A 20,205-nucleotide genomic window follows, 5' to 3' on the forward strand; every position below is an offset into this window, starting at 1 on the left:
TTGCCAGGGCAACCTGCTTGAAGGTCTGCAAACCTTTCATCGGCAGCACCATACGCACCAGGCTCGTTGGATTTATGAGCAGGGACGGATGGGAGCTTCTTTTGAATGGGTCCAGCAGCAACTACGATTAGCCTAAACTTTGTTATTCTACTGTAAATAAATTGGAAGCAGTTTTTGGCAAGTACAGTATATAAGTTGAACTAAAAAATTTACACAATCCACTACGATTACAGAACAACCTTCCAATCGCTGTTATCCCCAGATTTTTTTGATTCCCTTTTTAAAGGGGAAAATCCGGTGATAAAGGCGACCGCTTCGCTTCTCCAGGTTTTTTCTGTCCTCTCCGTTCTCGTGTAAATGAATAGTTAACTTATCTATAAGTAACGTAATCCAAAGCGAACCGCTATTCATATTAATGCTGGTCACGGTACTCTTGCGGTGTCACGCCGAATTGCCGTTTGAACACTTTGATAAAATACGCCGGGTCCATATAGCCGATCTCCAGGCTGATCTCATATACTTTCTTGGTGGTTGTGACCAGCTTGTGGCAGGCCCGATCCATACGCAGGCGGGCGATATATTCACTGATGCCTTCACCAGTCTCGATCTTGTAAATCTTGGACAGATGCGTTGGATGCAGGTTCACATGATCTGCAAGCACACGTAAAGATACATCCAGATGAAGGTTTTTATCGGTAAACTCCTGGATCTTTTTCACGTACTCTGACCGGGTATCTTTGACCTCGTTGGACGTGCCTTCCTTGAGTTTGGCGAGTACGCCGAGCGACCATTTGCGCAGCTTGCCGATGGTGGAGAAAACTTCGCCGCTCTGTAGCTGCTCAATATCACTGCCCATTAGAACTGCCAGGGTGAGCTTGTTCCGATGAGCCAGGTTCGTGAAAGCAGCGGTGATGAGAAAACCGGCCTCCATACAGTGTTCCCATGATTCAGACCATTTCTCATCCAGTTCGGCGCAGACAGCGAGTATTTTGTCCTCAGCTGCATCCCATTGGCCGCTTTCGAGCAGTTGAATGAAGGTAGGCGGAGTGTACAGCACATCCAGCGGCCCTTGTGCCGCAGGTGCCTCGACATCCGTCACCCGCATGACGAATTCATGCTCATCCCCGACGATCTGGCGGAAATAGGCGGAAGCCTGACGAAAGCGATCGTAGATCTGTTCCGGGAAGGTGAACCACTCGGTCATGACGATGGAGAGGGAGCCTTTCAGAAACTGTTTTACTTTGGATTGAAGCTGAATCGAGAGCTTTTCCAGAATGGTTTCTTTTCCAATATCGCCGTTCGTCTCTTTCAATTGCAGTAAAAACACAACATACCCGTGATCTTCCTTCACACCCCACACGTGCATAAACTCACCCATAATCTCCTCCGCCATGTTGATAATGGCATATTCGATCAGGGTCTGATCATGGCTGTCGTAGTGGCCGAACTCCTCCTCCATACGAACCAGCATCAGCGCGGCATCTCCGGTGTGGAAGGGCAGGTCATAGTTGTCCAGTTTACGTTCCCATTCGCTGGCGGAGAACCGACGTCCTTGTAATGTCTCCAACAAAAGGCGTCCTCGCAAATGCGGCAAATTCTCGCGCAGGGTAAACTGCGTCCGTGATAGGGAGCTGACAAGCGCCCATTCATTGTTCAACTGATCGATGGCTTTCTGCACCGCGCCGATCAGTTCGTCATCGGTTGGTGGTTTGAGCAGGTAGTCTACGGCTTCATACTGGATGGCTTTCTTGGCATAATCAAATTCGGAGTAGCCGGATAAGAGGATGCATTTTATTTTTTTGTCCCGGACGCGGATGCGTTCTATGAGTTCTATACCTGTCATTTCCGGCATCTGAATGTCCGAGATCACGATATCAATCGGATGGGTTTCAATGAGTTGCAGGGCTTCGCGAGCAGAGTATGCCCGGTGAACCTGTTCGATCCCGAGCGTATGCCAGGGTTTGGTCATGGACAGGTTATCGACCCAGTGTGCTTCGTCGTCTACGATGATCATTTGCATGGTTGTTTTGTCTCCTTAACGTTGGTTGAACAAAGACGTCTGTACACTTGCCACTCCGACGCCAGAATAAGCTTAGGATCGCTGTATCCCGGATTATTTATTGAATGACTTTAATAAATGTGTAAATTCGGTGATAAAGGCGACACTTCGTTTCTACAGGTTTTTTCTGTCCTCTGCGTTATCGTGTACGTGGTCTTGTTCAAAAATTAATCGATAGATCATGTGGTGAACAGGCCGCTTCGGTATTGAAGGTTTCTTTCGATCGCTGTTCAAGCCCCATTTTCCGGATTGGATTATTGGAATGTCAAAATGGTGCTTGAAAGGCGAACACTTCGTTTCTCCAGAATTCCTTCAATCCTCCGCTAAAGTTCACATAAAAAGGGTGAAAAAAGGATGAAGACTTTACTCTAACGTAAAGCCCTCTTAATAAATCTTCAGACAGATGCATGAAGTTTTTCTATCAACTTAGACAACTACGGGTAGTATCAACTCTTACCATTATCTCCTCGTTCCTTGTCCACATCCTTGCTCGGGATTTCCCAGACAATTTCGGTTCGGAAGCCACCGAGTGGAGATGGGCCGAACAGGAGATAGGAATGGTTGCCAAAGGTGTGGATCATACGCTGATACGTATTCCAGAGCCCGCAGCCGACTTCCTCTTGCAGTGGCTCCAGCATCTCCTGATTCAACGCTTCATACTGCTCCGGCGTAAGGCCGGGACCGTCGTCATCGATATAGATTTTGCCAAAGCCATTCGCACTTTCCCCGGTAATTCGAATCTCCCCCGATGTATACGACTTTCCAATCCCATGGATCACCGAGTTCTCCACCATCGGCTGCAGCATTAATCGCGGCACCGACTGTGAAAGCATATGCTCCGGAATATCAATGTGATATTCGATACGGCCATTGCGCAGCTTCTGAATATCCAGATAGTTGATCAGCAGCTTGATTTCTTCCTGCAATGAAGAGGTTTCCCGTTCCATCCGGGTGGTGTAGCGATAATATGCACTCAGGTTATGCGCCATGGACACGACGGCTTGCTCGTCCTTCATCTGTGCCATGTTGATGATATAACCGAGACAGTTATATAGAAAATGCGGGTTAATCTGTGCCTGGAGCTGCTTCAACGTCGCTTCTCTGGCCCGGATTTTTTCCTGAAACACATTTTCAATCAAATCCTGAATCTGGTGGGACATGTCGTTGAAACGGTGAAACAGAAACGAAAACTCATTCTGGTTGTTACTGTGCAAACGCACCGAGTAATCACCTTGCTGCACGCGGCGCAGACCTTTGATCAGCTTCTGGATCGGGTACTGCACATTGCGATAAAGCAGAATGGAAGCGGAAATACCTACAACGAGCAGCAAAATCATGCAGACATAGAACAGATTCTGGCTCAGCGAGATTGGCTGCAAAATCTGATATAGCGGCACGACATCCACCAGATGCCAGTCCAGATACGTGGATTTGACGGTGCTGACAAGATAGTTTTTGCCGCCCAGCTCCACGACATCCTGTGTTGTATCTTCGAGCGAGTGATTATCCAGATAATTGATCAGTTCGCCGGATAACTGCTTGTCAGCGGTGCGGTTCAGGATCGGGGCGTTGCCTTTGTGGTACAAGATCGGATCGCCCTGGCCGCCTGCTTTGTACGTGTCGAGCATATTCTGAATGTTCTCGTAGCTGAAGCTGGCTTCAATGACCAGATTGCTGCCTGTGAGCATGCCCGGCTGTGCCAATGAATCCGTATAGAACCAGTAAAAGGATTGCATGGCGTCTTTCGCGTCGGTGGAATGATCCCCGTAGGTCCATTGTCCGCTCATGTTTTTTTTCAAATACGCCTCGTCATAGCCGGTATCCCGGTTGTAGTTCGCAATAACCTCTTTGTTCTGCTGGGAGTACACCGCGTAGCGGGTTGGCCAGAGATCGGTTACGCCCGTCTGGAGTGTCATTTTCTCCTGAATGATGTACCGCGTCTGCATCTGGTCGTACTTATCCTGCCACAGATTCAGACCGTTGAAGGCACGCACATTCGGATCACGCGAGAGAATAAGGCTGAAATCCATCATCTGATTAATGCGGGAATCGATCTGACTGGACAGGAACGTGAGCTGCTTGGTGTTCGATACCTGCAGTTCTTTGCTGACGACGTCGTAGGTGACGTTGTTCGAATAGGTGTACATGATCAGAATCGGGATGAACAGAATGACGATTAACAGGTTGATTTTGGCGAAAAGGCTGAAGCGGGATCGGATTCCTTTTTGAAAAACGTTAAAGCGCTCCCATGTATACATAAAAAGTCTCCTCTATATTCACATCTAACTATATTGATGGCCCTTTTTCTCACACGTTAACGGAGAGGACAGAAAAAACCTGGAAAAGCGAAGCGCTCGCCTTTATCACCGGATTTTCCCTTTAAAAAGGGAATCAAAAAATCTGGGGATAACAGCGATTGAAAGGTTATTCTGTCTTCGGAGTGGTTCGTGTAAATAACACGATTAGTTCACCAATATAGATCAAACTAACAAAACCCTATCGACCCTAACAATGTTATATAGTCAGACCCCGGAATGGCTTGATACTATTTATATCAGAGAAGCCCAAGACACACAAAAACTTTTTTTGGGAACAGGAGAAGGTTCATATGGAGGCTAAAATGGAGGGTCAACGGCTCCCGCAGGCGGATGTGGGACGTAAGCTGGAACAGAAGAGAAAAAAACGTTACAAACAGCCGTGGGTACTGCACTTCATGGTGCTGCCAGCGGCCATTATGGTCTTTATTTTTTCATACATTCCGATGTCGGGTATTCTAATGGCATTTCAGGATTACAAGCCCGCGTTGGGCTTCAGTGGTTCGGAGTGGGTGGGACTGAAGCATTTCGAGTATATGTGGACCAATGATTATTTCCTGCAAATTACGTGGAACACGCTATTCTTTGCCTGCTCAAAGATCATCATGAACCTGATCATTCCGTTTATCTTTGCGCTATTGCTTAATGAGGTACGGAAGATGGCATTGAAACGTACGATTCAGACACTGGTGTATCTGCCACACTTCTTGTCCTGGGTAACGCTGTCCGGTATTCTGATCGACATTCTGGCGCAAACGGGCATTTTGAATCAGTTTCTGGTGTCGGTGTTTGGCATCAAACCGATTTTCTTCCTCGGGGATGGCAACTGGTTCAGGTTCACCGTCATTATCAGTGATGTGTGGAAAGAGTTTGGTTTTAACACGATCATCTTCCTCGCGGCACTGGCGGGCATTAACCCGTCTCTGTATGAAGCAGCCGAAGTGGATGGAGCGGGGCGCTGGAAGCAGACGATGTATATCACCATTCCGGCTCTCATTCCCATCGGGATCGTTATTGCTACACTGGCGCTGGGCAACGTGCTGAACGCCAACTTTGACCAAATCTTCAACTTGTACAGCCCATTAATCTATCAACAAGCGGATATCATCGATACGTTTGTGTATCGCGAAGGTCTGCTGAGCGGACAGTTCAGCTTTGCTACGGCGGTCAATCTGTTCAAATCGGTTATCAGTCTGATCCTCATCGTGATCTCGTACCGACTGGCGTACCGTTTTGCCGGATACCGAATTTTCTAAGAAAGGATGATGATGAACCATGTATCATAAAACGCTGCCATATCGCATTTTCAGCATCTTCAACAATGTGTTTCTGACCATCCTTTCGGTGCTCTGCTTGCTGCCGCTGTATCACTTGTTAATGGTATCACTGAGTTCGTCCGCTCCTGCGAATGCGGGGCTCGTGACATTCTGGCCGATTGGGTTTACGTTCGAAGCGTACGCCAAGACGTTTGATAACGCCAACTTTCTGTCCTCGCTGTGGGTATCCGTGGAGCGGACGGTGCTGGGTACAGGGCTTGCGCTGATCGTTAACACACTTGCGGCGTATGCACTATCCAAGGAAACACGTGTGTTCCGTGCACGGAATATCTACCTGTGGTATTTTGTCATCACGATGCTGTTCAGTGGGGGGCTTATTCCGGGGTATATCCTCATTCTGAAACTGGGCCTGATGAATACATTGTGGGCATTGATCTTGCCGGGGCTGGTGGCGGTGTTCAACATCATTCTGCTGCTGAATTTCTTCCGCACGGTGCCGAAGGATCTGGAAGAGGCTGCATTTATCGATGGCGCAGGTCATTTCCAGTCGTTTATCAAAATTTATCTGCCCGTGTCCGTGCCGGTTATTGCTACCGTTTCCCTGTTTATGATGGTGGGGCACTGGAATGCATATTTCGATGGCATCATCTATATCCGTGATTCGGAAAAGCTGCCGCTGGCGACGTTTATGCAGACGATCATCGTGCAGGCCGATATGACCAAGCTTGATCCCGAAGCGATTGCGAACCTGTCCCAACGAACCATCCGGGCGTCGCAAATTTTCATCAGCGCACTGCCGATCTTGCTGGTGTATCCGTTCCTCCAACGTTACTTTGTAAGCGGGATAGTTGTGGGGGCTGTGAAGGAGTAGGGTGTATGAGTAATTAGTAAGGTAATAACACGATTGTAAAAGGAAGCTGCCAACCTGGGGAAGGCCAGGGAGGTGGCTTCTTTTTTCATTGAATGTCATATTTGATAGTGGTTGCTTAGGGTACTTCAAAATCGTTGGTTAACGAGGTCGTAAACTGTGTAAACATATAATTTTTTAAAAGATAAGTGTTATATTGTCGCCATAAATCATGCAAGTGCAACAAAAATCTAGGCACTAGTATGTTGTCAATGTATGTCTTCTTTGCGTTTTAAAATAAATATTCTTATGCAACTGTAGATTATTACTATAATATTCATCAATAATAGACCTAAGTATCCATCCGTAAATTTGGTTCTCTCAATCCACTTGTTCACTAGCTCTCCAGTAAGAGCTTGTTTCGCTAAATAATTATTGATATCATTTTGATTTATCTCATCGATGTATATAAGTGGGAACTCCACGCTATTGGAGGAAGCTAGCGGCAGATAAAATTCTACCCATTTCTGCCCTGTCCATCGATCATATTTATAGTTAAAATTTACACTAGATTGGGTTTCAAGATTGTCCCATCTAAGAAAACCTAAAATGAGCAGAATAAAAAGTGTAACAACGCTAACAATTATCTTCTTATTTTTCAATATAATTCACATCCTTATTATGCACTAAGTATATCCATTCATATTATTCAGATACACTTAGTGCTAATGAGCCTGTATATCCTACGTACTTACTCCATAGAATTATTTAGTTCCTCTTTAATTTCTTCAACGAACTCTGTTGCATCTGTATTTTTGAATCCTTTAAGCATTTTAGATTCTGTGCTGGAACTAACAATTCCGTTATCAACTTGCCATACACCATCATTAAAATTGTAGGACCAATAGAAGTTATCTGATGTCCGGTTTAACATTAGAACAACTTCATTATTCGTTTTTAATTTATCAGTACTTTCTTTTCTCTGTAAGTATATTATTTCATTCTCAATTAAGTTTCCTGAAATGACTTCTTCAACTTTAACTTTCACCGGAGTAACTAAATATGAAGTATCAACTTTTGGATTATAAATACCAGTTTCTCGGCGTACTTCGGGTAACTCTTCGATTACAATTCCTTTCACGATCAACTCAGGAATTGATAATTCCTCAGCAATAGAGTCACTTTGTATAGTAGCACCTAAATGATTATGGACATCGTGTGTATGTAATGATGAGGAATAAACATAACCAAAACCAATACTAGACGAAATACAAAATAATGAAATTAGAATTTTTTTCATTTTTTCCACTCCTATTTATATACTCTATTAAAATCATTAATGTCCGTTGACGTTGGTGTCGTAGAAAAATTACTTTCATGCCACATGCTTGTTCTCATGACTGAAGTTGCACCGATTAAGCTGTTATGGTGAATGGTTAGAGCGTGGCCAATTTCATGAGCAATAACACCTCTTCTTCTATCTTGCTTTGTAGATGATAAAAGCCCTCCAGTATCCTTACCTGTATTTATATAAATAGCAGCATAATCAATACTATTAGATGAAGTACAATTATTTGTTAATAAACTAGTAGCACAAGCATACGCACCATCAAATGGTTGTGTCCATCCATACGTATTTGATCCCCAGCCATTATTATTCCATGTTTGTGCACTAACTGCTCTAATATCAACATTAGATGAAGCAAACGAAGCTGAAGATAGGTTTATGTTTGCACTTGTGTTCTTCCATCTATTAATTCCTTCTGTTATATCTGTAGAAGTGTAATCTCCACCGGCAGCGTATTCAGTACTAATTTTCAGATTCAATTTCCCTGATTTAATAAAAGAACTCTTCCACATATACGCTTCCATTTGAGCAAAAACATTTGAACTAATAAAAAAAGTAATAAAGCAAGCTAGCAATAGACCGATTGCAAATTTCAAATTATTCTTCATAATAACAAACCTCCATTTTGTAAATTACTGGCCAATTTTTACATACTATCACACTTCATATGAATTTAACATACTTAAATGTTAAAATTTATATTTATTAGAATATTAATGTTTTTTAGATCTAGTTTGCTGTATTTTATTTTTTGTGAATATGATGATGTGTTCATTTTGATCATAATTTTCTAGGTTCATGTATAGTGCAGTGTTTAGCATAAAGTTAAGGAGGGAAGAGAGCGGATGATTTCAGATTCAAATTCCTGGTCTGTATGTATATCTAGCGATGTTGAATTGAACTTTCTGGTTTATGTCGCGAGAGCGTACAGCATCTGTGATGAATACTTCGATAAGCACGGTGCGTGGCCTAACAGACAGGTTGTATTACCAGATCAGCTTCATCAGGAGCTTGAGACACAATGGCATGATTTCTGGAATGGCAGTATTCAACAAAAAGCGGAAGCGAAGATTCGGCAAAAGGCTGCATTAGAGTCTCAAACACCGGATCTAGCTGTGTCTCATACCATGTTTGCACACCTTAACCATAACTATGTATCTCCTTTTGTTCTGGAGCCTCCCGATTTCGCAGCCATCCAGCACCATGGGTTGAGGGAAGCTTTGACAGTACAATGGCCGTCCTTCATCCAATGGTGGAACATGCCTGCAGGCGGACAGGCTGCGATGCACTACTGGGAACACATCACGGATGTAATTCGTTATGTTCGAGAGTTCGAGATCGAAGCGGGCAGACCTATTCAGTCCTTCCATTTAGATGTGGAGCTAATCTATAACGGCCCATGTAAGCCGATTGAGGTTACGGACGAATACGTCATTATGCCGATCAGAACGGCTTACTTAATGAAGCCGGACTGGTGGAACGAACGCTTCAAAGAGAGGTATTGAGAGCGGCAGTTTTACTATGGCCTAATTACAGGGTTTGCAGTTAACTCTAAATCAGGAGGGAATCAAATGGAATTCAGAAAGATTACTTGGCATAATTTTATTGAATGTATCGAACTTAAAGTCTCTCCAGAACAGCAACAATTCATCTCTTCGAATCAGCATGCACTTGCAGAAGCGTACATAGCCTCGGATGAGGGGCAGATCATCATTACCTTTGCGGTATACAAGGAAGAACGAATGGTCGGATTTATTTCGATGTATTATGACGATGGGGACGGGAATTTCGATTACAGCAGCTATGGTATTTTCAAAATGATGATCGATCATCGGTACCAGGGCCAGGGATACGGCAGAGAAATGGTAGAGAAAGCGGTAGCGTATGCACAATCAGCCCCTCGCGGAAAAGCCAAAGTGGTAGAGTTGACGTATAAACCAGAAAATGTGGCAGCCAAGAAAATCTACGACTCGCTTGGTTTTCGTCTTACGGGTGATGTACTAGCGTGTGGTGAGGTACAGGCGACACTAACGTTGTAGCAGACAGGCATGTACCAATTAACAACAGTTTATAATAAAAAACTTGTTAGAATTAATGAGGAGGGAAGGTATGAAATGGCATGAAGTCCAGCAGATATTTCCGAATCAATTCGTGAAATTTGAAATCCTCCATTCAGAAGAGTCAGAGAGCCAAGAAGTAAGATTAAATGGTTAAGAGACAACTGAATAATTAACAATGGACGATCACCTACTGTGAGCATCCATTGTTAATTAATGATCTAAATCAAAGTTACTCATTCGTAATATTTATCGTTTTATCAGTGATCGTTTTTCCATCACTCCCTAATGCTTGAACCACTAGACGATTGTGTAATGACTTACCCGCAATATTCCATGTTATTTTCCAACCATCGCTCCCACTGGTATCATACCCAATTAGTTCTCTTTCTCCCCACGTCTCTGTCCCGGTTGGAACGGACCAGAAAAGAAGTGTTTCCGCGTTGGTTGCCTCTACAGTGACCGTCAAATCAGAACTGTTTGCAGGGACTACGACCCAACCTTCTTTTTCAGGGAAGTTAGTCTTAATACTCGTTATCACAGGTGCAGACTCTTTTCTTAGGACATTTTCAGTCTCAAGATTTTTTCCAGAGTCTTCTGAAGTACATGCAGTGAGAAGAAGAAGGAAAAAAAGAAGCAGGTAAAATGCTTTTTTTTGTCATAATTATCACCTCCTTCTATAATTTTCAATGAATAATCTATATTATAGAAAAAACTGAATTAAAATTCCAAAAAAACGCCAAACTTTACGTTTGACGTTTTTAAACTGAAGTATATGATTAATAGTTCCCAGTTTGGATGTATCCACTACTTTTATCAGAAAAACTGTAATAATAGCTTAGTATAGTGTAGTAGTCATACTCTGGGTAATTTTGTGCAATATATTGTGTGCCCCATTGACTTAACACTCCACCCCAAGCTGTACCAATAACCCCTTCTGATCCTGCTCTATACTGAGCGTCAAAAACTTTACCAATTGTATAGCTTCACTGAACTAACAATCTATATTAACGGAAAGAAAAAGGATTGGATTAATAATATAGTGTACTGGAACGAAGCTCGTTGCCTACACGATGCTGCCCTGCTATAATTCCCGTATATCGACTGCATTGGGGGTTATGACGTGGCAATATGGATGATGCCGGATTGCTCGTTCGCTAGAAAGCCTTACGCAAAGCCTGAATAGGGGCGGACTTTGTGTAGGGCGCGACAAAATGAGATCGTATGCCCTGGAAAAGCAACATCAACATAATGGTTCAACCCGCAGGCTTTGCACCTTATTTGCTTGACCACTATAAATAAGGGGCTGAAGGCCATGCAAACACCATTTATTCATAATCATCAATATAACTACATTTATAAACAAGCCGAATTTCTGCTGAAAACGCTGCGCTCGGTCGTGGACCCCAAAGTATTGGATACGGTCCGCTACACCGTCAGTACGAATGCCGTAGGCATCTTCGAGGATCTGACGCTGGAACAGAAGCAGCTGCTGGAGCAGCTATCCACGTATGCGACGCCGCATGACGTGCAGACCTACTTGAATCAGCTTGAGGAATATCTGATTCCATATCCGCAGGTCACAGCTAAGCAGATTCAAAAGCTGTTTCCCAAGGCCAAAAAGCTCAAGCTGCCCGATCTGGAATCCATCGACTACGCACACACAACCTACCTGAGATGGATCGACATAGCGACAAGCCGCTTGTTCATCGTCTACCCACTTGAAGGCAAGTTCCTTGGGATCGAGGGACGAATCACGCCTACGAACAAGAAGGGGTACTGTATGTTCTGTCATCGCCATCAGGAGCTTGGATTTTTCAACGTGAAGACGAAGGCACACTCGGCGGACAATTTTGCATCGGTTGGTCAGTATGTGTGTATGGATGATAAGGCGTGCAACGAGAGCATTACGGATACTAGCATGCTGGAGAAATTCTTGCTTGCAGCTGTAAAATAAAGCAGAAGAGTCGTGTACAGCGAATATAGCGAAACCAAAGTAGTATCGTAAAACAGCACAAAATACAGATCGTAAAGCAACACAAAACACACACAAGGTCGCTCAGTTGAGCGGCCTTTTTTGGTGTGTGATGCGGAGATTTTCACTTACCATAACCGCTCATGCAAGGCGGGAACGGGTGGTTTATTTTTCAAAAGGCGGAGCGGCAAGTAAGGTGTTTAGTTTTTTTTATTGTGAAAGTCACGAATGCACCCTAAGTATTTAGGTTGTTAGTGACTTGGCAGAATGGCTGGCATAGTTAACGCCCAACTCGTATGCCTGATTCAGCAGTTCCTGATAATGCTCCGGCGGGGCATCAACGGTATTGTACAGAAACTCAACCTTTGAATTAGCCACGCCGCAGTAATCGGCGATTCCGATATTAAGCAGATTACGAATTGAATCACCGTAGCCCCGTTTGTTCATCTGTTCTTCGGTCACACCGGCAAGGGCAATCCACAAAATTTGCTCATGATGCAGCTTGTTCGTGCCATAGGCAAAACTGTTGTTCATGACACGGTCAATGTAACCTTTCAGCATTGCAGGCAGATGCCACCACCATAGGGGGAAGACAAAAGCAATGGCATCGTGTTTCCTGAGCCGCGTGATCTCGGCTTCAATCTGAGGAGAGAAGCGCTGAATTTCTTGCGTATAGTCAGGTTCATCTTCTGCGCGTAGAATCGGATCGAAACCTATCTCATGTAAATCCACGATTTCTGCTTGATGCCCCGCTTCTGCCAGTCCTTGAATAAAACGATCGGTGACCTGAAAGGTCAGAGAATCTTTACGGGAATGGGATACGACAACTAAAACGTTCATTAACAATCACAGCCTTTCTGGAGCGTGGTTAGGTAGCCATGTCTCCTTGGATGATGCTATTATAAACAGGGTTGAGAACATCTGGAAGTACGCACTTTGATGTTCTATAGGGAGATGAAAGTGCCCTAAGAACATGAATGTACCTTGATTGGAAGACCGCAATATGTCCTCGGCATGCAGATGAAAGGTGCAGGAAGGTTGTTCTAGTCAAGAAATGTCGGTGTACATTATGTTGGTTCAACGGATAGGGAATATGGAGGAATGCGCGGTGACGGAACAAGACAAGACAAAAACGGGTGCGAATGCTCCCAAGAAATATAGGGTTGGCGTTGAAGCAGCTTTGGAAGTGATGGGTGGGAAGTGGAAGCCGCTCATTATTTATCATTTATTCACAGGGCGCAAACGGACCTCGGAGCTGCGGCGGCTGATCCCGGACATTACACAGAAAATGCTGACGACCCAGCTTAGAGGATTGGAAAAAGACGAGATTGTACAGCGCAAAGTTTACTCCGAAGTGCCTCCCAAGGTGGAGTATGAGCTTACGGAATACGGATGGGGACTCAAGCCTGCGCTGGATCTTCTGTGCTATTGGGGGGAAGAGCATCTGGACAAAGTGTATGGAGATCGGTCGAAGGTGCTGGAGGACTTTACAGCTTCAGAAACGTGAAGAACGGGAGGGCAAAACAAATGGACGATACCGTAAATGCTCAAGGCGTAAACCAAGCGAATCAAACGAATCAAGCGGATCAATTAGGCCATTCTCACCAAAATACGCAAGCCATTAAGGCTGCACAAGCTGATCAGTCCACAAAGGATACTCCGGCACACTCAACCGATCCATCTAAACAGACCGTGCCGATCCGTTGTGAAGGAGTTGCTGCTGTGCTGATGAAAAAGTATCTGGACCAGTACCATGTGCTGATGCTCAAGCGAGCTGGCCGGATGCTGCATAACGAATGGTGTTATATCGGTGGCGGTATAGAGTATGGTGAGAAGGCATGGGAAGCCGCGCTTCGCGAAATCCGGGAGGAAACGGGCATCACGGAGGTACGTTTATATAGTTCGAATCAGTTCGAGCAGTTCTATTCACCGACAGAGGATTATATTTATATGGCTCCTGTCTTTGTAGGGTATGTGCGTGAGGATCAGCCTGTCCAGTTAAATCATGAGCATAGCGAGCACCGTTGGATGACGTTTGAAGAAGCGAAGCAGCACGCAGCCTTGCCCGGCATTGATGATATTCTGGACTTTGTCGAAAAGCATTTTGCCAAAAAGGCTCCTTCCAAGTGGTTGAAGATTAATGGAGATTGAATAGAGTAGGAGGGATATCTCATCACATTTAATACGTTTTATCCAAGAGCATTGTTAAACTTGATGTGTATGCTGATGATTGAGGTCATTTTATCCAGAAGTGTTTTTTTTAGTGGAAATGGTGTATTAAAATACTTTGGTTTATTCTTATTTGTTTATATTTTAGTTTATATTGTTTTTCTCATTCGGCGTGTGCTGTTCTCCAAACCGAACATTACGCTGGAAGCAGATCATGTGATCTCTACCAAACTACAGAAATACGACGCGTCTCAGATTGAATGCATTTATATGAATTACAGACGAATCGGGTTTAAACTCTATGGCAAACGGATTGTGCCAATGGATTTATGCTTTTATTTTAAGAGAGATCAAGAGACTGCAGGCGTAGAAGCCGTCCATGAATGGGCCGCGCGGAACGACAAAGAGATAAAGCATAAATTTTTCCAAACCTTGGCGTAGCAGAATACGTCTGTTGAATATAAGCAGTGTTTAGACTGGAGATTCTGGAGGAATGGCGATGAAAACCATAGAGCAATTTCTAACCAGCGATTGGTATCAAAATAGGATAGCTGAACTCGTTCAGCTTAAACCTCAGGTGAAATTTGTTGAACATGCCAGTTATGAAGCACCTATCCTGATGGATTCTTTTAGAGAATGGAAGTATGTTCTGGAGGGCTCTGAGGGCAATGTTCCAACGGAAGAGGAATGTGTACAGTGGATTATGGGGCAGATCGCCGAGGATAAGGCGTCCATTATGTCATATGTGGTTGCCAGGTTAACGTTTAGTGAAGAGTTGCATGATGATCCGGATGGAGAATTCGCAGCGGGCGAGGAACTGGAAGCAGGGGATCGGTCGGAAGTGGTGGAGATTTTGGGATTCACAAGATCAGTCGTCGCCCACACGGTCATCGAATATGATATGGTCAAAAATCATCCGAAGCAGTTAACGGCGTATTTTAAACGGACACATATCCCTGGTGCAGCCAAATTTGCATCACAGATTAAAAAGCTGTACGAGCAGGAGAGGTGCCTATGAAAATTTTAACAAAAGAGTGGTACGAGACTTGTCAGCAGACAGGGCTTCATTTTGGCATGAGAGTACATAAAGGAGCGGCTTCACTGGACGAAGCTCTTTATGAGCGGCTGTATAAACGGAAGGAAAAAGAGCATGTAAAGCTCCAGCGCGATGTATACAATACCGATCCACGTTTCATGCTGGAGCATGATGGTCAGGTCATGACCCGGGTAGACAAAGCATTTAGCGGGGAAGAGGTGACGGAGGAAGATCAACTTGTGTATCAGATGCCTCCCGAAGAGCGTGCCCATATCGAGAAGCTGATTGCCGAGTACGATGCTCGTCCTGATTTTGATGAGAAGCAGTGTAAAGAAGACTACAAGGAAGCCATGGAATGGAATTACAAGAACCATGCGGAGCGCTTGCCCGCGGAGATTGTAGAGCAGATTGCGGATATTCGTGTATTCTCCTTGGGTTATTGCACACGCGAGGTCAAGCAGCAGCTCAAGAAAAAGAGTGAAGAAAATATGAAAGAGATGGAACGTGTATTGCAGGAGTACCGGGAGGACGTAGAGAAGCAGGGGATTCCAGTTGATGTTCGCCGTCAGTTGCAATTTCATGATTGTATTGTGACAACGTTGTTGAACGGCGATGATCTTGTTCTGCAGTTCGACTCAAGAGGCGGCTTTACTGAATTCAGTAAACTAACGCTGAAAGCAGCCAAAATTCTCAAGCAAGAAGGCGCGGTTGTCGGCAAATACTGGCTCTATGAAGAGCTCTACCAAATCGACAATGAATATGAGTTGCATGTTTTGTTAAACGGAGAACCAATGTCGGAATTAATTGTACGCTGCACTGATATTGTTGCCGAGATAGAGTAATCCGAAATGTGATCAGCATGGTGTTTACCTTTTGTGTTTCGGCTGCGTTTATTGTAATTCTTGTATGTAAGAAAAGAGGTCATACCTGTTCAGAGGAGGTATGATCTCTTTTCCAATTAAAGGTTGTTATTCTATTCCCAATTCCATATCTCTACCCGATTCAAATGGAAATGATGAAATTCCGGATTTTTAGCGATTTTTTGCAGTTCACGTACAGGCCCCGTTACAACGGCACCGTATACTTGCACACCGTTCTTTTTCAAGTAGGCCAGACGCCTCTGATCCAGCTCCACTCCGCTGTAATCGAGATGGCTGGACATCCATTCCAGATCAGAAAGCATGAATTCGATTTGTTCCTTCATGGTTCCTTGTGACTGCTCTTGCTCTTTGGATTCTGTAGGAAAATAGTTAAACCATCTGCCACTATCGTCTTTGATTTCATAGAGTGGTTTCAAGCTAAGATGTGGGATATTGTAGTCAAACATGCCTGCTCTCGAATAGGAAAGATTTTTCTCCTTCAATTCACCTGAATAGATGGGCATGGCCGTTACGCCGATATCGTATTTGGACAGAAGCTGCATCAGTTGCTCGGGAGATTTCAGATTCTTCAAAGAGATGGACATTTCGGCAACATGACCGTCATCCAGATTACGAAGCTGCTTGAGACTGCCATTTTCCTCAGAGTCATCAGATGAAGGCTTGCCATCCACCAAAGCGTAGGGAAGGTAGAACGGGCCAATATTATTGCCATTCAGATACGCACCTGTATTGGTGATCTTATAGCTGAATTTCCCCGTAATACTGAGCTCGGCTTGAATCTCGCCAGTAATCACTTCCCATGAGCCAACGAGACGATACACTTTAAGATTTGTCTTTTGTGTTAGAAAGGGAGTCACTTCAAACGGTAATTGAATTTTTTTTTCCACGCGAAGTCCGTCACCGTTCATCTCCACCACCGAAATGATGGATCGCATGAACTCATTACGTACCTTGGATTGATCAAAATAAATATGCAGAACCGAGATATAAACATGATAGAGCATAAATAAGAGAAACAGAGCTCCCCCTGCATTGAGAAACAGCTTTAACCTTGTTTTCCATATCATTCGTTTGAACTGCTTATGACTCCATTCAGGGCGTTGGTTTTCATAATCATCTTGATGGAGCGCATGCAGATCATCTGGTACATCTGGTTTGGACATTATTCATTCTCTCCTTTCATCTGTCTCATCTCTTCTCTAAAACGTGCTCTGGCGCGGAACAGGGAAACTTTAACCTGGCTCATCGTCATATCCAGAATTTCGCAAAGTTCCTTGTAAGAAAGCTCATTCATCTCGCGAAGCAGCAGTACAGTTCGATACTGTTCGGGAAGTTTCTTTATTACCTTCTCAATGAGCTTCATTTGTTCATGAGCAACGAGTACCTCCTCGGGCGAACGGTATGTATTTTCTATACATTGTTTCTCCAGTTCCCTATTCATCTCCATTTCCCCGCGATGCTTTCGATACCAATCAATAAATAAATGCCGGGCTACTTTGTACAACCATGCTCTGGCATAGTCAGCATGTTCCGTTTTCATGGATATCATAGCTCTGTAAAAGGTTTCCTGAACTAACTCCTCGGCGATTTCCTGTGATCCACACATTCGATAAAGATAGAGATACAGGGAGGATTGGTACTGTTTGAATAGTTCTGCATATAAATCACTCCTCATTCCAGGTTTCATCCTCCTTCACTAAGACAACGGGTGGATTTGAAAAATGTTACAATAAAATTAAAAGATTAGGAATTACATGCATTGCATTGCGCTTATGTCAGATATATGAGCTAATAGTCAGCAAGGAGATGATTATGGAATTGTTTACAGCATTAATCTGGATTCTCGTAAGTATTATTTTCATTCTGTTAATTGTCGGGATCGCGCGTTATGCTGTGGACTCGTCTCAAACGTCAGGAAAACTGGATACGCTGATGAAGGAAGTACGTGACCTGCGAGCCGAAGTCAGGAGACTTGAGCAGTCCAAGCAGCACAGCCAACATATTATTGATGAAAAGGTGTAACGGTAGAAAATGCATATGTTGATTGGACAGTAGGCTCGGACCATAACTTGAGCGGGAGTGAATGAATATGATGTATGCAAATGGAGACATTCAAGCTGTTTTTATTGACAGAGATGGCACCATCGGAGGTACGGGACATTTTATTCATCCGAGAGATTTTCAGTTGTATCCGAATGCACAGGAAGCGATTATGCTCTTAAAGCAAAACGGAATGAAGGTATTTGCCCTTACCAACCAACATCGAATTTCACGCGGACAAGCGACAGTTCAGGAATTTGAGCAGCAGTTTCAGGAATATGGCTTCGATCAGGCCTATATTTGCTCTCATGAGGAAGAATGCAGCTGTCGAAAACCTAAACCAGGCATGCTGCTTCAGGCCGCAGCGCAGCATGGTTTGGATCTGACGAAGTGCATCGTTATTGGTGACGTAGGCGAGACGGATATGCTTGCTGCTCATGCTGTAGGAGCGACCAAGATTATGGTGAGAACAGGCTGGGGCGAATCTTCATTAACGAGATTCAGAGATAAATGGGCGGAGACTGAGCCGGAATATATTGCCGCAGATATTTTGGAAGCAGTACATTGGATTGTTGGAAATAAAGGGTAAATTGTACAGCCGGTTTATTGCACATGTTACAATGAAAAATGGACCGAGTTTGAGGTTAGGAGTGGTTGTATGATCGCCAGAACATGGCATGGAGCGGTGCCGCTGGAGAATAAGGAAGCTTTTCTCGAATATGAGTATGAAACAGGGGTAAAAGATACGTTGGCGGTAGAAGGAAATCGCGGAGCGTATTTAAAAGTGGTAGAGCAGGGGGCCTATGCTCATTTTTTCCTGTGCACGATGTGGGAGGATATGGAGTCGATGATGGCATTTGCCGGGCCTGAACCTACTATTGCAGTAACGTATCCCAAGGATGACGAGTTAGGCTTGATCTCCGATCCAATCGTAATTATACAGGAAGTGACCAGTGCGGATAATCCGTTCGAGAAGGGCTAGATATCAGCCTATGATTTCAGAGTATAAAAGAAAACAGGAGTATATATGCATAATAACAACCAACACATGCAAGATATCAACAAGCTGTTTCAGGAACATCGGATTGATGAAGCAATTGTAGAAGCTGAAATGATGTCGGGCACGACGGCAGGACGGGTGCTCAGGCTGCGTGCAAGCTCGGGTGAGCAGTATATTTTGAAGTGGGATGATCCAGAACAAATCCACATTGCCCGGCAGTTTCTGGAGACGTACAGTGATGTACGGCTGCTGCCTAGCCTTCTCTTTACTGGCTCGGACAGCACCTGTTTTGTATACAGCTATATGACGGGTGAAACTCATTACAATCGGGGACCAAAGAAGATCTGGTTAACCCGGCTGGTCAAAGAACTGTTTAATACATATGTGCGTGTGGCAGATACAGCGTCATGGGGAAGAATGGAGCTTCCGCGCAGGACGTGGAGGGAATTCAACCTGATTAGTATTGAAGAGGCCAGAGAGAATCTGGGTGACGTGCTTGGCACGGAAGATTATGATCTGGTTCAAATTCTCGTCAATCGTCTGTTTCAGAAGCATGAGGACGCGAGGTTTCTTTTGCATGGGGATACAGGGGTTCATAATTTTGTGTTTGAGCAAAAGGAATTGATCGGGGTTATCGATCCGTCTCCCATGGTGGGCCCGGTTCTTTATGATTTTCTGTACGCCTTTTGTTCCTCGCCCGATGACCTTGACCCGGCGTTGTTGTGGGATGTATTCGAGCAGTTAGAGCATGTCGACATGCATCAATCCAGATTGATGGAGGAAGCGATGGTTCATTTATACTGCCGGATCGGGCTTAGTAACAAACATCATCCGCAAGACCTGCCAGAGTATCTCCGAGCGTGGAATGAGTGGAGACAGCACATAATGCACACAGCACAGGAGTGGGATGAATGATAGCATGGTTATTCGATTATTATCCGCCAAACAACACGATTGAGTTCAGAAGCTCAGATGACCTGCCCCGATAGCTTGTCGCTTTGCACTTTTTTCTGAAAGCACTGGTTAATGATCGTATTCTCACGGCTGATTAATTGTTGGGACAAAAGGGAGAGTTGCAGGCTTATATTGGACTAGAGTAATAGAGGCCGTCAGAGTTAGGTTTACTGTAATAGTACGGTTAATAGTTAGGGTATGGGTTGCGGGATAAGAGTAAGGGTCACATTAAGGAGAATAGTAAAGT

Annotated in this window: 23 protein-coding genes; 14 read left to right on the plus strand and 9 right to left on the minus strand. The window is 44.3% G+C overall.

The genetic code is table 11. The features are described from left to right. Window positions 1-412: 412 nt before the first annotated feature. A complete protein-coding gene (locus HNR77_RS10885; protein ID WP_184183643.1) occupies window positions 413-2,020 on the minus strand; it encodes a response regulator transcription factor in 1,608 nt (535 codons plus the stop codon). A gap of 485 nt (window positions 2,021-2,505) precedes the next feature. After that, entirely contained in the window at window positions 2,506-4,317 is a 1,812-nt protein-coding gene (locus HNR77_RS10890) for a sensor histidine kinase (RefSeq protein WP_184183645.1), read from the minus strand. Window positions 4,318-4,772: 455 nt separating this feature from the next. On the opposite strand from HNR77_RS10890, the gene HNR77_RS10895 reads away from it, so the two are divergent. Both HNR77_RS10895 and HNR77_RS10900 read left to right on the plus strand, forming a co-directional pair. After that, entirely contained in the window at window positions 4,773-5,630 is an 858-nt protein-coding gene (locus HNR77_RS10895) for an ABC transporter permease (RefSeq protein WP_186809594.1), read from the plus strand. Between the two features lie 19 nt (window positions 5,631-5,649). Next, window positions 5,650-6,522: a carbohydrate ABC transporter permease gene (locus tag HNR77_RS10900; protein WP_111272565.1), complete on the plus strand. Its 873-nt coding sequence runs from the start codon at window positions 5,650-5,652 to the stop codon at window positions 6,520-6,522. 245 nt (window positions 6,523-6,767) lie between these two features. Here HNR77_RS10900 and HNR77_RS10905 read toward each other — a convergent pair whose 3' ends face one another. The 3 genes from HNR77_RS10905 to HNR77_RS10915 form a co-directional block, all read right to left on the minus strand. Further along, window positions 6,768-7,160, minus strand: coding sequence for a hypothetical protein (locus HNR77_RS10905; protein WP_184183648.1), 393 nt, complete (start codon window positions 7,158-7,160; stop codon window positions 6,768-6,770). 89 nt (window positions 7,161-7,249) lie between these two features. Beyond that, window positions 7,250-7,798, minus strand: coding sequence for a hypothetical protein (locus tag HNR77_RS10910; protein ID WP_184183651.1), 549 nt, complete (start codon window positions 7,796-7,798; stop codon window positions 7,250-7,252). An 11-nt stretch (window positions 7,799-7,809) separates the two neighbouring features. Then, complete coding sequence (locus HNR77_RS10915) at window positions 7,810-8,454, minus strand: M48 family metalloprotease (protein ID WP_184183655.1); 645 nt, start codon at window positions 8,452-8,454, stop codon at window positions 7,810-7,812. A 237-nt stretch (window positions 8,455-8,691) separates the two neighbouring features. Here HNR77_RS10915 and HNR77_RS10920 point away from each other — a divergent pair, with 237 nt between their 5' ends. Continuing rightward, entirely contained in the window at window positions 8,692-9,351 is a 660-nt protein-coding gene (locus HNR77_RS10920) for a hypothetical protein (protein WP_184183658.1), read from the plus strand. A gap of 66 nt (window positions 9,352-9,417) precedes the next feature. Continuing rightward, window positions 9,418-9,885 (plus strand): GNAT family N-acetyltransferase, encoded by a 468-nt coding sequence (locus HNR77_RS10925; RefSeq protein ID WP_184183662.1) that lies wholly within the window; start codon window positions 9,418-9,420, stop codon window positions 9,883-9,885. A 250-nt stretch (window positions 9,886-10,135) separates the two neighbouring features. Here HNR77_RS10925 and HNR77_RS10930 read toward each other — a convergent pair whose 3' ends face one another. Further along, on the minus strand, window positions 10,136-10,444 hold the full coding sequence (locus HNR77_RS10930) for a hypothetical protein (RefSeq protein ID WP_260410499.1): 309 nt from the start codon (window positions 10,442-10,444) through the stop codon (window positions 10,136-10,138). A gap of 774 nt (window positions 10,445-11,218) precedes the next feature. On the opposite strand from HNR77_RS10930, the gene HNR77_RS10935 reads away from it, so the two are divergent. Then, window positions 11,219-11,860 carry a FusB/FusC family EF-G-binding protein gene (locus tag HNR77_RS10935; RefSeq protein ID WP_184183665.1) on the plus strand — a complete coding sequence of 214 codons (642 nt, stop codon included), beginning with the start codon at window positions 11,219-11,221 and terminating at the stop codon, window positions 11,858-11,860. A 261-nt stretch (window positions 11,861-12,121) separates the two neighbouring features. Here HNR77_RS10935 and HNR77_RS10940 read toward each other — a convergent pair whose 3' ends face one another. After that, on the minus strand, window positions 12,122-12,718 hold the full coding sequence (locus HNR77_RS10940) for an NAD(P)H oxidoreductase (RefSeq protein WP_184183668.1): 597 nt from the start codon (window positions 12,716-12,718) through the stop codon (window positions 12,122-12,124). 253 nt (window positions 12,719-12,971) lie between these two features. Here HNR77_RS10940 and HNR77_RS10945 point away from each other — a divergent pair, with 253 nt between their 5' ends. The 5 genes from HNR77_RS10945 (at window position 12,972) to HNR77_RS10965 (ending at window position 15,925) form a co-directional block, all read left to right on the plus strand. Next, complete coding sequence (locus HNR77_RS10945) at window positions 12,972-13,385, plus strand: winged helix-turn-helix transcriptional regulator (protein WP_397366650.1); 414 nt, start codon at window positions 12,972-12,974, stop codon at window positions 13,383-13,385. 20 nt (window positions 13,386-13,405) lie between these two features. Then, window positions 13,406-14,029, plus strand: coding sequence for an NUDIX hydrolase (locus tag HNR77_RS10950; RefSeq protein ID WP_260410500.1), 624 nt, complete (start codon window positions 13,406-13,408; stop codon window positions 14,027-14,029). A gap of 69 nt (window positions 14,030-14,098) precedes the next feature. Beyond that, on the plus strand, window positions 14,099-14,488 hold the full coding sequence (locus tag HNR77_RS10955; protein WP_221443806.1) for a hypothetical protein: 390 nt from the start codon (window positions 14,099-14,101) through the stop codon (window positions 14,486-14,488). Window positions 14,489-14,546: 58 nt separating this feature from the next. After that, entirely contained in the window at window positions 14,547-15,065 is a 519-nt protein-coding gene (locus HNR77_RS10960; RefSeq protein ID WP_184183677.1) for a hypothetical protein, read from the plus strand. Beyond that, entirely contained in the window at window positions 15,062-15,925 is an 864-nt protein-coding gene (locus HNR77_RS10965; RefSeq protein ID WP_184183679.1) for a DUF4085 family protein, read from the plus strand. The genes HNR77_RS10960 and HNR77_RS10965 overlap by 4 nt, the downstream gene beginning before the upstream one ends. A 131-nt stretch (window positions 15,926-16,056) precedes the next feature. Here HNR77_RS10965 and HNR77_RS10970 read toward each other — a convergent pair whose 3' ends face one another. After that, window positions 16,057-17,127, minus strand: coding sequence for an anti sigma factor C-terminal domain-containing protein (locus HNR77_RS10970; RefSeq protein ID WP_184183682.1), 1,071 nt, complete (start codon window positions 17,125-17,127; stop codon window positions 16,057-16,059). Further along, window positions 17,127-17,639, minus strand: a complete 513-nt coding sequence (locus tag HNR77_RS10975) for an RNA polymerase sigma factor (protein WP_184183685.1) — start codon at window positions 17,637-17,639, stop codon at window positions 17,127-17,129. The genes HNR77_RS10970 and HNR77_RS10975 overlap by 1 nt, the downstream gene beginning before the upstream one ends. A 137-nt stretch (window positions 17,640-17,776) precedes the next feature. On the opposite strand from HNR77_RS10975, the gene HNR77_RS10980 reads away from it, so the two are divergent. The 4 genes from HNR77_RS10980 to HNR77_RS10995 all read left to right on the plus strand — a co-directional run bounded on the left by HNR77_RS10980 (window position 17,777) and on the right by HNR77_RS10995 (window position 19,919). Beyond that, on the plus strand, window positions 17,777-17,986 hold the full coding sequence (locus tag HNR77_RS10980; protein ID WP_184183688.1) for a hypothetical protein: 210 nt from the start codon (window positions 17,777-17,779) through the stop codon (window positions 17,984-17,986). A gap of 67 nt (window positions 17,987-18,053) precedes the next feature. Continuing rightward, on the plus strand, window positions 18,054-18,593 hold the full coding sequence (locus tag HNR77_RS10985) for an HAD-IIIA family hydrolase (protein ID WP_184183691.1): 540 nt from the start codon (window positions 18,054-18,056) through the stop codon (window positions 18,591-18,593). A 69-nt stretch (window positions 18,594-18,662) separates the two neighbouring features. Further along, window positions 18,663-18,986 carry a hypothetical protein gene (locus HNR77_RS10990; RefSeq protein WP_111272548.1) on the plus strand — a complete coding sequence of 108 codons (324 nt, stop codon included), beginning with the start codon at window positions 18,663-18,665 and terminating at the stop codon, window positions 18,984-18,986. Window positions 18,987-19,052: 66 nt separating this feature from the next. Then, window positions 19,053-19,919 (plus strand): aminoglycoside phosphotransferase family protein, encoded by an 867-nt coding sequence (locus HNR77_RS10995; RefSeq protein WP_260410501.1) that lies wholly within the window; start codon window positions 19,053-19,055, stop codon window positions 19,917-19,919. Window positions 19,920-20,205: the final 286 nt, after the last annotated feature.

Origin of the sequence: Paenibacillus sp. JGP012 (assembly GCF_014203995.1) — a bacterium.
Taxonomy (GTDB): domain Bacteria; phylum Bacillota; class Bacilli; order Paenibacillales; family Paenibacillaceae; genus Paenibacillus; species Paenibacillus silvae.

What these genes read in the sequence shown, in the direction of transcription:
- HNR77_RS10885 (WP_184183643.1), bottom strand. Translation starts at nt 2,020, where the DNA reads ATGCAAATGATCATCGTAGACGACGAAGCACACTGGGTCGATAACCTG.
- HNR77_RS10890 (WP_184183645.1), bottom strand. Translation starts at nt 4,317, where the DNA reads ATGTATACATGGGAGCGCTTTAACGTTTTTCAAAAAGGAATCCGATCC.
- HNR77_RS10895 (WP_186809594.1), top strand. Translation starts at nt 4,773, where the DNA reads ATGGTGCTGCCAGCGGCCATTATGGTCTTTATTTTTTCATACATTCCG.
- HNR77_RS10900 (WP_111272565.1), top strand. Translation starts at nt 5,650, where the DNA reads ATGTATCATAAAACGCTGCCATATCGCATTTTCAGCATCTTCAACAAT.
- HNR77_RS10910 (WP_184183651.1), bottom strand. Translation starts at nt 7,798, where the DNA reads ATGAAAAAAATTCTAATTTCATTATTTTGTATTTCGTCTAGTATTGGT.
- HNR77_RS10915 (WP_184183655.1), bottom strand. Translation starts at nt 8,454, where the DNA reads ATGAAGAATAATTTGAAATTTGCAATCGGTCTATTGCTAGCTTGCTTT.
- HNR77_RS10920 (WP_184183658.1), top strand. Translation starts at nt 8,692, where the DNA reads ATGATTTCAGATTCAAATTCCTGGTCTGTATGTATATCTAGCGATGTT.
- HNR77_RS10925 (WP_184183662.1), top strand. Translation starts at nt 9,418, where the DNA reads ATGGAATTCAGAAAGATTACTTGGCATAATTTTATTGAATGTATCGAA.
- HNR77_RS10935 (WP_184183665.1), top strand. Translation starts at nt 11,219, where the DNA reads ATGCAAACACCATTTATTCATAATCATCAATATAACTACATTTATAAA.
- HNR77_RS10940 (WP_184183668.1), bottom strand. Translation starts at nt 12,718, where the DNA reads ATGAACGTTTTAGTTGTCGTATCCCATTCCCGTAAAGATTCTCTGACC.
- HNR77_RS10945 (WP_397366650.1), top strand. Translation starts at nt 12,972, where the DNA reads ATGGAGGAATGCGCGGTGACGGAACAAGACAAGACAAAAACGGGTGCG.
- HNR77_RS10950 (WP_260410500.1), top strand. Translation starts at nt 13,406, where the DNA reads ATGGACGATACCGTAAATGCTCAAGGCGTAAACCAAGCGAATCAAACG.
- HNR77_RS10955 (WP_221443806.1), top strand. Translation starts at nt 14,099, where the DNA reads ATGCTGATGATTGAGGTCATTTTATCCAGAAGTGTTTTTTTTAGTGGA.
- HNR77_RS10960 (WP_184183677.1), top strand. Translation starts at nt 14,547, where the DNA reads ATGAAAACCATAGAGCAATTTCTAACCAGCGATTGGTATCAAAATAGG.
- HNR77_RS10965 (WP_184183679.1), top strand. Translation starts at nt 15,062, where the DNA reads ATGAAAATTTTAACAAAAGAGTGGTACGAGACTTGTCAGCAGACAGGG.
- HNR77_RS10970 (WP_184183682.1), bottom strand. Translation starts at nt 17,127, where the DNA reads ATGTCCAAACCAGATGTACCAGATGATCTGCATGCGCTCCATCAAGAT.
- HNR77_RS10975 (WP_184183685.1), bottom strand. Translation starts at nt 17,639, where the DNA reads ATGAGGAGTGATTTATATGCAGAACTATTCAAACAGTACCAATCCTCC.
- HNR77_RS10980 (WP_184183688.1), top strand. Translation starts at nt 17,777, where the DNA reads ATGGAATTGTTTACAGCATTAATCTGGATTCTCGTAAGTATTATTTTC.
- HNR77_RS10985 (WP_184183691.1), top strand. Translation starts at nt 18,054, where the DNA reads ATGATGTATGCAAATGGAGACATTCAAGCTGTTTTTATTGACAGAGAT.
- HNR77_RS10990 (WP_111272548.1), top strand. Translation starts at nt 18,663, where the DNA reads ATGATCGCCAGAACATGGCATGGAGCGGTGCCGCTGGAGAATAAGGAA.
- HNR77_RS10995 (WP_260410501.1), top strand. Translation starts at nt 19,053, where the DNA reads ATGCAAGATATCAACAAGCTGTTTCAGGAACATCGGATTGATGAAGCA.